Annotated in this window: 11 protein-coding genes and 1 riboswitch; of the genes, 7 read left to right on the top strand and 4 right to left on the bottom strand. The window is 59.7% G+C overall.

Going from position 1 to position 13,240, the window contains the following annotated elements; all coding sequences use genetic code 11:
- The first annotated feature begins 117 nt into the window (after positions 1–117).
- Positions 118–648 carry a hypothetical protein gene (locus tag ACFSKT_RS19505; protein ID WP_377718538.1) on the top strand — a complete coding sequence of 177 codons (531 nt, stop codon included), beginning with the start codon at positions 118–120 and terminating at the stop codon, positions 646–648.
- A gap of 65 nt (positions 649–713) precedes the next feature.
- Here the strand turns inward: ACFSKT_RS19505 and fabV are convergent, their stop codons facing one another.
- Together fabV and ACFSKT_RS19495 are read right to left on the bottom strand one after the other, a co-directional pair.
- Positions 714–1,904 carry an enoyl-ACP reductase FabV gene (gene fabV, locus ACFSKT_RS19500; protein WP_377718539.1) on the bottom strand — a complete coding sequence of 397 codons (1,191 nt, stop codon included), beginning with the start codon at positions 1,902–1,904 and terminating at the stop codon, positions 714–716.
- Positions 1,905–2,085: 181 nt separating this feature from the next.
- Entirely contained in the window at positions 2,086–3,699 is a 1,614-nt protein-coding gene (locus ACFSKT_RS19495) for a glycosyl hydrolase family 18 protein (protein ID WP_377718540.1), read from the bottom strand.
- A 306-nt stretch (positions 3,700–4,005) separates the two neighbouring features.
- On the opposite strand from ACFSKT_RS19495, the gene ACFSKT_RS19490 reads away from it, so the two are divergent.
- On the top strand, positions 4,006–4,179 hold the full coding sequence (locus ACFSKT_RS19490) for a hypothetical protein (protein WP_377718541.1): 174 nt from the start codon (positions 4,006–4,008) through the stop codon (positions 4,177–4,179).
- A gap of 178 nt (positions 4,180–4,357) precedes the next feature.
- Positions 4,358–4,449: riboswitch (cyclic di-GMP riboswitch) on the top strand.
- Positions 4,450–4,526: 77 nt separating this feature from the next.
- On the top strand, positions 4,527–4,688 hold the full coding sequence (locus tag ACFSKT_RS19485; protein WP_377718542.1) for a hypothetical protein: 162 nt from the start codon (positions 4,527–4,529) through the stop codon (positions 4,686–4,688).
- A 111-nt stretch (positions 4,689–4,799) separates the two neighbouring features.
- Here the strand turns inward: ACFSKT_RS19485 and ACFSKT_RS19480 are convergent, their stop codons facing one another.
- Positions 4,800–7,676, bottom strand: a complete 2,877-nt coding sequence (locus ACFSKT_RS19480; protein WP_377718770.1) for a polysaccharide lyase family 8 super-sandwich domain-containing protein — start codon at positions 7,674–7,676, stop codon at positions 4,800–4,802.
- A gap of 418 nt (positions 7,677–8,094) precedes the next feature.
- Here ACFSKT_RS19480 and ACFSKT_RS19475 point away from each other — a divergent pair, with 418 nt between their 5' ends.
- The 3 genes from ACFSKT_RS19475 to ACFSKT_RS19465 all read left to right on the top strand — a co-directional run bounded on the left by ACFSKT_RS19475 (position 8,095) and on the right by ACFSKT_RS19465 (position 10,863).
- Entirely contained in the window at positions 8,095–9,261 is a 1,167-nt protein-coding gene (locus ACFSKT_RS19475) for an MFS transporter (RefSeq protein WP_377718543.1), read from the top strand.
- Positions 9,262–9,445: 184 nt separating this feature from the next.
- A complete protein-coding gene (locus ACFSKT_RS19470; RefSeq protein ID WP_377718544.1) occupies positions 9,446–10,621 on the top strand; it encodes a PstS family phosphate ABC transporter substrate-binding protein in 1,176 nt (391 codons plus the stop codon).
- 38 nt (positions 10,622–10,659) lie between these two features.
- A complete protein-coding gene (locus ACFSKT_RS19465) occupies positions 10,660–10,863 on the top strand; it encodes a hypothetical protein (protein WP_377718545.1) in 204 nt (67 codons plus the stop codon).
- 89 nt (positions 10,864–10,952) lie between these two features.
- Here the strand turns inward: ACFSKT_RS19465 and ACFSKT_RS19460 are convergent, their stop codons facing one another.
- Entirely contained in the window at positions 10,953–12,065 is a 1,113-nt protein-coding gene (locus ACFSKT_RS19460; RefSeq protein ID WP_377718771.1) for a glycoside hydrolase family 88 protein, read from the bottom strand.
- A gap of 170 nt (positions 12,066–12,235) precedes the next feature.
- On the opposite strand from ACFSKT_RS19460, the gene ACFSKT_RS19455 reads away from it, so the two are divergent.
- The gene (locus ACFSKT_RS19455) at positions 12,236–13,114 is read left to right on the top strand and encodes an AraC family transcriptional regulator (protein ID WP_377718546.1); all 879 of its coding nucleotides are present in this window, start codon (positions 12,236–12,238) and stop codon (positions 13,112–13,114) included.
- Positions 13,115–13,240: the final 126 nt, after the last annotated feature.

Here is a 13,240-nt window from a genome sequence, read left to right as displayed (position 1 = left end):
AGCCTATCGGCATCTGCCGATAGGCTGCTTTTTGTCGCTTCAGGATGGGAATTCATGGTAAAGTGGAGTCAGAGAAGCTGCGCACGTAATTTCGCGGTAGTAGGAAGGCGATGAATAATGATCAGTCTGTTAACCTTTGCCCGGCGCTCGTTCATCATCGGCGCTTTCGCGCTGGTTGTTCTGCTAGGCGTCGTGATATGGTTTGATCGCGCAGACCCCATACGAGATGACGGATTGACGACCTACTCCGATCCGGGAGGACGCTATAAGATCTATACGGTGATGGTGAAGAACGAGAGCCGACAAGACATCAAGCTGCAAAGCGTGCAGGTGAACGACGGCGAAAAGCCAATGATCGCGAAGCTCGGCATTACCTATGGATCCGGGCATCAGGTTCAGTATCTGGGCGAGCAGACCGATCCCGCGACGCGATTCGTAGAACTCGAGGCAAGCCCGATCCAACCGCAGGCGTCGGAAGAAGAGATTCTGGCGATTATCGCCAATGGGAAGTCTACGCCAACGCATTACGGCATTATGTTTCGATATGACGATGAGCCCGTCCAGCAGATTACGATCCGCTATACGTATTATGGCCTTCCCAAAGTAAAGCATATCCGAAGCTGGTTTGAATTCGGAGTTCCTTTTTAATTCAATTGCAGCAAAATGAAATACAGCGGTTCCCCGCCACCTGGCAGGGAACCGCTGTATGATGATTAACGCAAATTCACAATCGCCACGTCCGGATTGACATCCGCCTCGTAATCGACGCCGTCCGTCTCGAAGCCGAACAGCTGGAAGAACTCGCGCCGGTAGCCTTCCAAGTCGGATAGCTCGTACACGTTCTCCGTCGTCAGCGCCGCCCACAGACGCGCGACCTCGGCTTGCACCTCTTCGCGCATTTCCCAATCGTCCACGCGAATGCGTCCCTTCTCGTCCACGGCCGCAGGCGCTGCGCCGTACAGCCGCTCCGCGAACAGCCGGTACATTTGCTCGATGCAGCCCTCATGGCTGCCTTTTTCCTTCATCACCTTATAGAGCGCCGAGATGTAGAGCGGCACGACCGGGATCGCGGAGCTCGATTGCGTGACGAGCGCCTTGTTGACGGAGACGAAGGCTCGTCCGCCCGCGGCGCCGAGCTGATCGTTCAAGCGGATGGCCGTGGCCTCCAAATCATCCTTCGCGCGGCCGATTGTCCCTTCGCGATATACCGCATGCGTAATTTCAGGCCCGATGTAAGAGTACGCGACCGTTGTCGCGCCGTCGGCCAATACGCCCGCTTCCTGCAATTCATCGATCCACATTTGCCAATCTTCTCCGCCCATGACCGCGATCGTCTGGCGGATCTCGTCGTCCGTCGCCGGTTCGATCGTCGCGAACGAGACGTCGCCGGTATGGAAGTTGACCGTCTTGTTCGTATACGTGTCGCCGATCGGCTTAATGACCGAGGTGAACGTCTCGCCCGACTTCGGGTGCGTGCGGCGCGGCGAGGCGACGCTGTAGACGACGAGATCGATTTTGCCCAGCTCGGCCCGGATCAGCTCGATCGTCTTGGTCTTGATGTCGTCCGAGAAGGCGTCGCCCACGATGCTGAACGACTTGCGTCCGGCTTCGGCGGCCGCTTGCTCGAACGCCGCGGAGTTATACCAACCGGCCGATGCGGTGCGGGCGCCTTCGGCGGCCTTGTCGAAATAAACGCCGACCGTATTCGCGCCGGCCGCGAAGGAAGCGACGATGCGGGATGCGAGTCCGTAGCCGGTCGATGCGCCGATGACGAGCACGCTGCGCGGGCCTTCGATCGCGGGTTGTCCTTGCACGTACTCGATTTGGCGCCTTACTTGTCGGGCGCAGCCCTCTGGATGCGCGGTCGTGCAGATGAAGCCGCGTGTCTTCGGTTGGATGATCAATCGGAACAATCCCTTCTATTCAGGAGTGGAAGCGGGTTTTCCAAGATGACGGGTTCTATCGTTATTGTACCGATTCGCCGTTGGTAATGGAAGCCTTTCCATATTGCGGCCGAGGCGGGATAGAAGCGCAAAAACCCTCCCGAGACCGGGAGGGCGAAAGAAGTTCGAGAAAAGGATCGTATTATTGCAGGCTTTGATGAAGCGCGCCGAGCAGCTCGCCGCCGGCCGTATCGTAGCCGAGCGACCAGATCATGGCGCCGGCGAGGTTTTGATTCTTAATATAAGCGGCTTTGTGACCGATGGACTCGGCGTCGTCGTAGCTGATGAACGTGCTGCCGTTCCACAGATAAGGCACTTTCGCATCCGAGTTGTAGTAACGTGTGTAGCCGTTCATGCCGATATAAGACGATTTCAGATCCGCGTACGTGACCGATCCGCCGCCGGAGTACGTCTGATAGAGGCCGTTGCCGGCGTTCGTGACGTTGGTGTACTTCGTACCGTAGAACGGGATGCCCATGACGATGCGGTCGGAAGGAACGCCGGCTCTCAAGTAGAGCGAGATGGCGTCGCTCACACTGGTTTCCCACGTGAACTTGCTGGCAGGGTCGCGGTAGAGCGGCGCGTTAAAACCGGTCATCGTCTCCCAGGTGCCGTGGATGTCGTAGCTCATCACGTTGATATAATCCGAGACGGCGGCAAGCTTGACAATTTCGACGTTGTTCAAATACGAGCCGCTGGCGGCCGAGGCGAACGTAAGCAGATACGTTTTGCCGTCCTTAAGGCTCTGGGCGTTCAGCTTCTCGCGAATCTTCTGCATGAGCAGCGTGAAATTCGTCTTGTCTTCCGGGCGGTTGATATTGCCCGCCGCGCCGCCGGCTACCGGGTATTCCCAGTCAATGTCGATACCGTCGAAGCCATATTGGACGATGAATTGGACCGCGCTCGTGGCGAAAATGTCCCGGTTCGTTTCATTCAGAGCGGCATTCGAGAACTGAGCGGAGCCGCCCCACCCGCCGACCGAGATGAGCGTTTTCAGATGCGGGTACTTCTGTTTGAGCTTCAACAGCTGGTTGAAGTTACCGTAGAACGGATCGGTGGCTAGATCGTTCGGGAAGCGCTTCTGAAAATCCGCGTACGGATCGCTCGGCACGACTTTTAAGTCGGCGCCGACGTTCGCGAACGCATAGTTAATGTGCGTCAGCTTGCTGCCATCGATCGAGGCGATCTGCAAGCCGTTATACGTCGACCATCCGGTGTAATATCCGATGACGCGTTTGCCGGACGCTGCGACGGTTGGCGTTGCCGTGCTTGTCACGGTGGTCGGCGTCGTCGATGTCGTTGTTACAGCTGCCGTCCCCGTCGTTGTTGTAATGGCATCCGTCGAGACGGTCGTCGTGGTCGTCGCGGCGACCGTTGTCGTGACGGTCAGCGGCGCGCTTGCCGCTGACACGTTCCCCGCGGCGTCGGCAGCTTTCACGGTAAACGAATATTTCGTCCCCGCGAGCAGGTTGTTCACGGCGTAAGCGGTCGTCGTGGCCGAACCGATCTGGACCGTACCGCGGTAAACCAGGTACTTGGCAATGCCGACATTGTCGGTCGACGGCTTCCAGCTCAACTGAAGGCTGGATGGAGTGACATTAAGCGCGGTCAGGCTCGTCGGCGCGGTCGGCGCCTGCCGATCCTTAGGGGCTGCCGAGACGTGGGTGCCGGCGAGCGCGAATGCGAATGAGAGCAGAAGCAGAGCTAGGAAACGGGCATAGCGGCGTGTCGGCATAGTCTGTGGCTGACTTGACATGATGTCCCTCCGATAAGTGGTATGTGGTTTTACTAGAATGATAGCGTCATTATAGCAGTTAAAATCTATCGTAAATATATATCGGAAGACCCTTGGCAAATTGAATAGAGGGTAAAAATGAAAAGCTTGCAAGTTTCCGAGGCACTAGTTCATTGGACGGCAACTCGGGCAATATCACGGTATTGCATTCGTTTCCTGCAATTCCCGTTTTGTCGAAAATGCGCGGGTTCGCGTATAAGTCAACAATTGGCAGCAGACACTATAGGTCGAGCAGCGGGAAGACAAAGCGAAAGGAGGTTGGAGCGGATGGTAGACAAGGCGACTCTCTTCGGCGACAACCCGGAAATGGACGAGCTTCACACGCATGCGGCAGGCGCGACGGATTTGCACCGCACTCGCGTGACGGAGCAGCCGGTAGCGGTACAGCCGCCGCTTGCGCCGGGCATCGTCGACGAGCGGGAATTGGATCGAGAAGGTTAATCGGGGACAGAGAAGAAGCCGCGGACACCGAGGTCCGCGGCTTCTTTGCGCAGCTTGGCGATGTCCGCAAAGGGACAGCCCCGGTCGTCAAGAAGACCCAAGGCAGCGCAGCCCATTTCCGTATTTTGGACTGGCCAAGAGGGACAATTGTCCTGTACAATGTGGTTATGAAGATCTACTCGACAAATGGCAAACCTGGCGAAAGCCAGCGACGCAAAGCTAGAGGGACTTGCGCGGCATGTAAGACGCGCGTGTCAGCCAGCTGCCGAAGGGAAGCGATCCGCGTTCTTCCTTTTCCGGGCTAACTTGGAAGAGTGGTTTTCGAACCCGTGCGAGGAGGATGCGTAATGAATGAACAATTGATGCAAGAGTCGCCCATGGTCATGTTAAGCGAGCTGGTAGGGGACGCGAACGTCCGGGAGCTGCTGCACAACATGCAGGCGATGACGAAGCAGGAACTTGAAGAGCTGAGGGATTCGTTGGAGTTGTTAGCGCTGCACGTGTCATAGATGAAAGGAGAAACAGCCGCGATCGCGGCTGTTTTTTTGTAGCGGAAGGAAGCTCCCGGGCCGATGCTGCCTATTAGACAAGAGCGCGAACGCTTGCGATGCGACGCGGCGCTACTGCACGAGCACAAGCGCGGGCCGGCTGTCGGCCGTCGCATGCTCTTTGGAGCCATAGTTCGCCCAGCCGTTCGCGCCTTGATTGGATGCGCCGGCAATGCGGATGGACACCTTCTTGTCGCCCGCGATCGCGGCGTTCACTTCGGCGGTGATGTCGATCATGGCGGATGTGCCCGCCGCCGGGACGGTCCAGGATCCGAGCAGCGCGCCCGAAGCGGGCTTGTTGCTCCACGTAATCGAGCTCTCGCCCCAGCTGTCGCTAGCTGCCAGATAGGCTTGATGGGCGATGCCGGTCATGCCGACGCTCGTCGGCGTTAGACGGAGCTTGGCGCTCGCAACGGGGCTGCTTACCCCGGCGAGGTTGAACCGGATGAAGGCTTCACGCGCATAGCCGGCAACGTCGTTCTTGATAACGAGCGAGGTGTCGGCGCCGTAATTCACGCTTGCGCTCGCCCCGTCGCGAACGTAGGCATCCGCTTCGGCGCCAAGGTTCGTCACGACCGCGCTGCCCAGCGCAAACTTCGCCGCGAACGATCGGCCGAGCGAACCGGCGACGTTCACATCCAATTGAATCGTCGGCGCGAGCGAGACGACTGTGACGCCGGCATCGAGCGATAGCGCGGACGTCGCCGTGCGGTTGATCTCGATGCGGATCGTGCCGGTGTTCGCCTGCGTCGGGTCTGCCGCGGCGATAGCTAGTTCGCCTCCCGATTCGGTAACGGTGACGGATGACTTCTTGTTGCTCGTCAAATAAGCGGATCCGTTCACATTCACCGTCTTGACCGCGTCGTTCCAGAAATTCGCGCCGACCGTTCCCGATGCGGAATCGCGGACGGCGTGCGCGGCCGTGGAGTTTTCCAGCACGGCGATATCCGGGTTCGCCGCGTAGGCGGCCATGTCGGATGCGGACTTGCCGGGAAGAATGGCGTACGCATACGTCGCGCCGCTCGGGTTGTTCCCGTGATTGAAGGCAAGGCTGAGGAAGCGATTCGTCACTTGAGCGGTGCTTTGCCCCGTATTGACTTGGCTCCAGGAGCCGGTGCGCGTCTCGCGCAGGCCGCTCACCGCCGATGGCGACGGGAAGTAGTAGCCGATATCCGACCCGGCCGCGCTGCCGGCAAGATGCGCCCAGCTGACGTTCGTCATGGCCTCGTTCCAGCCGGATGCGGTCGATTTGGCCGAGCCGTTCACGGTGAGGGCGTTCGTGCCGGCGGCGTTCAGCTTGCGGTTTTCGATGATCGTTTCGACCTTTTTGTTGTCGGTGCTCGTAATGCCGGAGCCGAGCGCGACGATCCGATCGCCGAAGAGGAACCACGATTTTTTGCCCGCGAGTGTCGTGCCCGTCACGGGGGTCATCGAGAAGTCCATGCCGACGGATGCATGACTTCCGAGCTCCGATCCGCCCACCCAATTGCGGTTGCCGGTGTAATGCTTGGAGTTGACCGGCGTCGCGCTTACGGCGCCGTCCGTCGTCGTGCCGGGCAGCCGGTACATATCGACGGTCGCCCAGTAGTTGCCGCTGAATTGGCTTAAGTCCCCGTTGTAGAGCGAGGTCATGCCGGCGCCCGTATACCAGCCTTTGCCATTCTCGCCGTTAATGTACTCGAAAGCCGAGATGCGGCTGGAGAAAAGAGAGAGGCCGAGGGCGAACGTTGGCCGCAGCTGGACCGCTCTGTCCATGCCGGCGAAGACGTGCGTCTTGACGAGATCGGCGCCGGCCGCGACCGCGCTGTCCGACATGAGCGCCTTGACGCGAACGATATCCGATACGCCCATCTCCGCATAGTAGTTGGCGAATGTCGTGTCCTGCGCGATCCAGCCTTTGGCGATCTGACGGATAAGAAGCGCCTTATCGGCAGGTGCGCCTTCCGCCAGCCGCACGAGCGAGATGATGATCGAGCGTCCGGCTTCATGGTCCTCGGACTCCTCGCGGGAGATCGCCCGCCCGCGCACCATGTCCATGATCGCCCCCTTATACATGACCGGCTGGAACGAATCCGTGACCCACTTGTACACGTTGCCGAGGTTGGCATCCGTTACCTGCCAGGTGGAACCTTGCAGCAGATAGAGCAGCTTGGCCATGTCGGAGATAAGCACGCTGCCGTAGCTGCCCGTATAGGCGACGTCCGCATGCTGGACGAACGAACCGTCCGTATAGAATCCGTCCCCGTCCGTCACGTATAGCAGCGTCTGGCTGATCGCGTTGCGACCGGCGGTCAGCTTGGCGGAGTCTTTGCCGACGACGCCTGCCACCGCGACGATGAGCGCTTTGTCAAGACGATTGGCGCCGGTCTCCGTGATGGTCGGGGAGATCGTCCGCTTCGTCGGGTCGGGGCAGAACTTCTGGATCGCGTTCAAGTAATTCGTCCGCTGCGCCGCGGACAGGTCGTCGTACAGGAGCGTCATGATGTCGTTCAAAATGAGCGGCGTGCCGATCTCCCAATCCCACCAGTTGCCCGTTTCGCTCTTGGTTGTGTTGTATTTGTTCGCGTATAGCCAGTCGAGCGCGGCAATGATGTCGCTCTTGAGCGTCGCATTTTGCTGAAGGGAAGAGCCGCTTGTCGCATACGCGATCGCCATCGTCTTGAGCCGATTGTAGCTGCCGGTGATGGTGCTGGAAGCCGACCAGTCGGCCAGGTCGCTCCATAATGCCGTACGGCCTGCTGAGGTGTCGAGCGACGTCCAGAAGCCGTTTGCCTTGGTCGTCGTGGATTGAATCGAAGCAGCGATGTCCGGATCGGACGCGTTCGCGTTGGCGCCGCCGACGAGAAGCGTCTTCCATTTGGCGCGCAGTCCGTCGTATTCATCCGCTGCATGAGCGGACGGCACGAACGAACCGATGGTACCTCCAAGCATGAGCACGAACGTGAGCATCACAGCCAATAACCGCCTTTCCGAATGACGAGGAAGCATGATCAAAACCCCTTCCTGATAATGTAAGCGCTTCCCTTTCGTTCTTCGCCAAACGCTTGAGCCGCTGGCGAGAAGAAACGAAGGAAGCCGCTTATTTGTAAGATAGCACCTTCTCGATAGGCAAGACATGCCCATTTTGCGCGAAATATTGACCATTTGCACGAGATGCGGCAGGGGTGGACGAATCGGTCTCTTGGTCGAATGCGTGGACGGAGCGATGGTTCCAAGTCGGCGCTTCTACGACGAAAGTCGGAGACCGACTCAGCCGAAAGTCGAAGAGGGGGCCTGGCGCAAATCCGTCCTCTCGGCGATGTCGCACGTCGCTTGCAGCGTTACAATTAACGTAACGAAATGAACGTGTTGCGGAGGCGATTTGGATATGGAACGTTTATGGACGGGGCCGTTCGTGACGCTCACGATCGGGATGCTGGCGCTGTTTACCGGGTTTTATTTTCTGCTGCCGACGCTGCCTTTGTTTATTCAAGATTTGGGCGGCTCGCAGACGCAGGTGGGGCTCGTCAGCGGCGTGTTCACGCTCACGGCCGTCCTATTCCGGCCCCTCGTGGGTGGTCTGCTGGACCGGTATGGGCGAAGGCCGTTCATCATATGGGGGCTGTTGTTGTTCGCAGTGGCTATGTACGCCTACGACTGGATCGGCGGGATCGCGGCGCTGCTTGCGCTTCGCTTCCTTCACGGCTTAAGTTGGGCGATGTCGACGACGGCGGTGGGCACGGCGATCACGGACATTATTCCGCCGGCGCGACGCGGCGAAGGCATGGGCTGGTACGGCATGGCGATGACGATCGCCATGGCGATCGGGCCGATGGCCGGCTTGTGGCTGATCGAGACAGGTTCGTTCCGAGCCGTCGTGCTCGTCGCGACGGGCTTGTCCATCCTGGCGCTGGCGCTCGCGTTCATCGCGAAGACGCCATTCGAGCGCTCGGCGGGACGCCAGCCGATGAAGCTGTTCGAGAAGTCGCTGCTGCCGATCACGATATCGATCCTATTCTTGGCGGTTGCTTACGGCGGCATTACGACGTTCCTGTCGCTGTTCGCCGTCTCGATCGGCGTGAACGCCGGGCTGTTCTTCCTCGTCTATGCGATTACGCTTACGCTCATCCGGCCGATGGCCGGCAAGCTGTCGGACCGATACGGAGAGGTCGGCGTCATTATTCCGTCGCTCGTTGTCACGATAGCGGCTTTGATCGTGTTGAGCTTGGCCTCGGGCGTCGCCGGCGTCGTGACGGCAGCCATTCTCTACGGGATCGGCTTCGGCTCCGCGCAGCCGGCTCTCCAGGCTTGCGCGCTCCGGATGGCGCGTCCGGATCAGAAGGGCGTGGCGAATGCCTCGTTCTTCACGGCGTTCGACCTAGGGATCGGCCTGGGCTCGATCGCGCTCGGCGCCGTGTCGCAATTCGCCGGCTACCCGGCGCTGTTCGTCGTCTGCGCGGCCTCGGCGGCACTCTCGCTCGTCATCTTCGTTGTCGCCGTGCGCACGAAGCTTCCACGCAGCCGGCAAGCGGCGGGTGAAGAGGCCGCCGTATAAACCCCTATGCTTGAACTGCAAGCGGCGCGTCCATGCCAATCATGGATGCGCCGCTTTAAAGTTTTCCTTAAAATTTTTCGCTTTGGAAGGAAATGGAATACAACTGTCAAATATCATTACGTCCGTAATGAGTGCATACCGTTCAGGTGTCGTCCGGACAATACAACGTAATGGGAGCTATAGGATGAGTTGGTCGATTGTCGTGCGTCTAATTGTCGGGGGGCTGGCGGTGATGGTGATCGGCCTGGTCGGATTTGTCGGCCTCATCATGACGTCGCTTGGCGGCTCGCTGTTTTATTCGGTATTCATCGGGGTTGCCGCAATCGGGCTCAGCTTGCTCGTCATCGCGCGGCTGATCCCTAAGATACCCTTAAAGGGGCTGCGTATTGCTTCGGGCTTGTTCGCCGCCGGACTGTTGATTTCGGTCGCCGTTCATGAAGGACTTCAAGCGTACGAGAATCGTTTTGCCGTCGTGAAAGAAGGGCAGGTCGATCTTCGGGCCTACGAGCCGTTCGCGGAAGGGACGAAGGCGGCGAAGCTTCACGAGCGCTCCAAGCTGTCGCTGTCAGGAGAGCTGCCAAGGCTGGATGGGGCCACCGCGCTCTACCCGCTCTATGCGGCATTCGCACAGGCGGCATATCCGGCCGGGACGTATCCGGCTTACGGCGGCGACACCCTTATCACGAGCAGCGGCACGGCAACCGCCTATGAGCGGTTGATGGACGGCGAAGCCGACATGATCTTCGCCGCGGCGCCGTCCGAGCAGCAGCTCGCGATGGCGAAGCGGAAGGGCGTTGAGCTCGAGCTGACGCCGGTCGGCCGTGAAGCGTTCGTCTTCTTCGTGCAGGCGGATAATCCGGTAAAAGGGTTGAAGTTGGCCGACATCCGGCGCATTTACAGCGGGGAAGTGACGAACTGGCAGGAGGTCGGCGGCAAGAACGCGGCTATTCGGGCATTTCAGCGGCCGGAGAACAGCGGCAGCCAGACGATGCTGCAGCGCGTTATGAAAGACTACCGGTTGATGACGCCGCCCAAGGAGACGGTTGCCGAGGCGATGGCGGGCATCATCGAGCAGACGGCGGATTATCGGAATTATTCGATCGCGCTCGGTTTCTCGTTTTTGTTCTATGCGACCCAAATGGTCGGGAACGGGGAGATCCGGCTATTGGAAGTGGACGGCGTAGAGCCGAACCGGGATACGATCGCCAGCGGCGCTTACCCGCTTGCGGCCGACTTCTATGCGGTGATGGCGGGGACAAGCAATCCGAACGCGAGGGCGCTGCTGGATTGGATTCGTTCGAAGCAGGGGCAGGAGCTGGTGGAGGCGACGGGATACACGCGAACGGCGGAAGCGCGGTAGACCGGCGCGTGCGGCGGGAAAGGAGCGAGGACTGGCGGATGACAGAACGCGATACAAGCAGCTGCGCGGTGCGGCGCGTCGGCATCGTGCGAGCGATCGGACCGGCGCACGCGTCGCTGCTGGTGAACGGGAAGACGGTCAGCGTGGCGGCGGTCAAGCTGGCGGCCGGAATGAACGTAGGCGACGCGGTAATCTGGGATGGCAAGCAGTGGAGTCCCGGACCGGCGGATGGCAATGGCTAGCGGGGAAATAGCAAAAGGCCCTCTAGGCGGAGGGCCTTTTGCCATTAGGCGATGCTGTGCTCGATCGATCGTAAGCTCAGGTCCGTCGTTTAATAAACGCGATGCTTCCAGCCGCTCAGCTTGGCGAAAGCTTCGGCGTAGTAATAATCGCCGTAGATGAGCGAGCCGTCGACGAACTGATTTTGCGGCTTGTGGCCGGTGCCGTGCCGCAGGATCGCTTCGTGCTCCGGCTCATCCCATGTCGCATAGCGCTCCGTCAGCGAACGCAAGATCCGGTGCGCGGCGGCAAGGTAAGCGTGCTTCTCCTTGCCGGGCACGGCGTCCGCGATCTCGAGCAAGCCGGAAGCCGCGATGGCGGCGGCGGAGCTGTCGCGCGGCTCCCCTTCGAAGCTGTCGAGCCGGAAATCCCAGTAAGGCACCTGGTCGTCCGGCAGCGAAGCGACGAAATAGTGGGCGATTCGCTTGGCTGCATCAAGGAAACGCTCATCGCCGGAGTGACGGTACGTATTGGCGAAGCCGTGCAGCGCCCATGCCGTGCCGCGGCTCCACGAGGAGTCGGCGGCAGCGCCTTGTCCGCCGAGATTCTCTATGTACTCGCCGCTGCTCGGGTCGAACGACAGAATATGCTTGACCGACCCGTCGTCCCGAATGCCGTGCCGCATCGTCGTCTCGGCATGTCGGATCGCAATGTGCCGGTAACGCGGGTCGCCCGTCGTCTCGCTGGCCCAGAACAGCAGCGAGATGTTCATCATGCAGTCGACGATCGCCCAGCCGTAATGGTCGCCGTTCCAGGCGCGAATGAAGGCGCCGGCCGGATTGTACCGGGCTGCGAGATAATTGGCGGCGACGAGGCCGCGCCGCTGTCCTTCCTCGTCGCCGGTCAGCTTATGCTTCATCACGGCCGTCGCGAGGAACTGGAAGCCGACGTCGTGGTGGATATTGCCGCTCGTGCCGGAGAACCACCGCTCCAGCGTCTCGTCCCAATGCCAGGCGGCATCCCGGTACTGCGCGCCGCCTGTCATGTCGTGCATGAGCCAGAGCAAGCCCGGCCAGAAGCCGCTCGTCCACCAATCGGTGCCCGTGCTGTCGTATTTGCCGTCCTTGCCTGCAAAATGAGGACATTTCTCGCCGATCTGGCCGATCATTCGCGTTACCTTGTGATCCAGCCGTTCCATTACGTTTGCAATATAAGCGCTATCCATCATGGTGTTCTCCTCCTTTAAATGAACGTTCAAAAAGTCGACCATTCAGCACCGAGAAGGCGACTTTTTGAACGGTCTTTCATGGTTCCTATTGTAGCGGGAGAAGCGAAACGGAAGTTATACTAGAATGTAGTAAAATGTTGTGCGATTGCGCATTGTGGAGGCCAGCGATGAAAAGGCTTTTCGACCCGATCCTCTTTGACGGGAAACGGGACACGTGGTTTTACCGGTCGCGCTCCGACCGGGATTTTACGGGATTCTACCATTGGCATCAATGCTGCGAGCTGCTGTTCGTCCACGAAGGCCAAGGCCGCGTCGTGCTGAACCGGCAGAGCTACGAGATCCGCAGAGGCATGCTGTTCTTTTTCCAGCCTTACCGGCTTCATCACGTGCATGCCAACGTCGGCGAGGACGCGCCTTATGTCCGGTCGGTGCTCTATGTGGATCCGGATGCGCTGGCGGACGCGCTGGGGCTTCTCCCGCGCCGTTCGGCTTTCTTCGGCGATTTGGTCCAAAGCCGCGATGCGCAGGCGGTCTATGACCTAAGCGGCATTGCCTCGCAGGTCGAATGGATGTTTGAGCGCTATGAGCAGGGAAGGAGACTACAGGCCGGGGACGCGGAGCAAGCGGAAGAGCTGACGGTGCTGATGCTCCAGCTCCTGCAAGCGATGGAACACGGAGCGCAGAAGGGGCCTGACGACCGCTCGCAAGCCGGTCAAATGGAGCCGCTGCGAACGCGGCGGTATTCGGAGCGCGTCATGCAGTGGATCGAGCAGCACTATGCGGAAGATTTTTCGCTTACGCGGATGGCGGAGGAGCTTCATCTGTCGAAGTTCTACGTCTCTCGGCTGTTTCGACAGGAGACGGGCAGCAGCATTACGGATTATTTGACGGCGCGCAGAATCAAGCACGCCTGCCGGCTGCTCCGGACGACGGCGCTGCCCGTGGAGCGGATCGGCGCGGAGGTGGGCCTGCCGAACCCGTCGTATTTCATTCAATTGTTCAAACGGGAGGTCGGGCGGACGCCGCTCAAGTACCGGAACGGTTAGGCGCACGCGCATGCCTCTCCCCCCAAAAAAAGCGACCCGCCAAAGTGGCGGGTCCAGTGCCCTTGCTATCTCATCACCAGCGGAATTGTGCGGCTTGTGATCGAGTGTAGCGCCTCTTCCTTAAAC

Source organism: Paenibacillus xanthanilyticus, from assembly GCF_042682185.1.
GTDB classification, from domain to species: domain Bacteria; phylum Bacillota; class Bacilli; order Paenibacillales; family Paenibacillaceae; genus Paenibacillus_Z; species Paenibacillus_Z xanthanilyticus.
Note: the sequence above shows the minus strand (reverse complement) of the source record. Positions and strands in the feature narration are given on the sequence as shown.

Bases quoted from the DNA above. Each gene is read 5' to 3' on its own strand.
- ACFSKT_RS19505 (WP_377718538.1), top strand. From the start codon at position 118: ATGATCAGTCTGTTAACCTTTGCCCGGCGCTCGTTCATCATCGGCGCT.
- ACFSKT_RS19495 (WP_377718540.1), bottom strand. From the start codon at position 3,699: ATGTCAAGTCAGCCACAGACTATGCCGACACGCCGCTATGCCCGTTTC.
- ACFSKT_RS19490 (WP_377718541.1), top strand. From the start codon at position 4,006: ATGGTAGACAAGGCGACTCTCTTCGGCGACAACCCGGAAATGGACGAG.
- ACFSKT_RS19485 (WP_377718542.1), top strand. From the start codon at position 4,527: ATGAATGAACAATTGATGCAAGAGTCGCCCATGGTCATGTTAAGCGAG.
- ACFSKT_RS19480 (WP_377718770.1), bottom strand. From the start codon at position 7,676: ATGCTCACGTTCGTGCTCATGCTTGGAGGTACCATCGGTTCGTTCGTG.
- ACFSKT_RS19475 (WP_377718543.1), top strand. From the start codon at position 8,095: ATGGAACGTTTATGGACGGGGCCGTTCGTGACGCTCACGATCGGGATG.
- ACFSKT_RS19470 (WP_377718544.1), top strand. From the start codon at position 9,446: ATGAGTTGGTCGATTGTCGTGCGTCTAATTGTCGGGGGGCTGGCGGTG.
- ACFSKT_RS19465 (WP_377718545.1), top strand. From the start codon at position 10,660: ATGACAGAACGCGATACAAGCAGCTGCGCGGTGCGGCGCGTCGGCATC.
- ACFSKT_RS19460 (WP_377718771.1), bottom strand. From the start codon at position 12,065: ATGGATAGCGCTTATATTGCAAACGTAATGGAACGGCTGGATCACAAG.
- ACFSKT_RS19455 (WP_377718546.1), top strand. From the start codon at position 12,236: ATGAAAAGGCTTTTCGACCCGATCCTCTTTGACGGGAAACGGGACACG.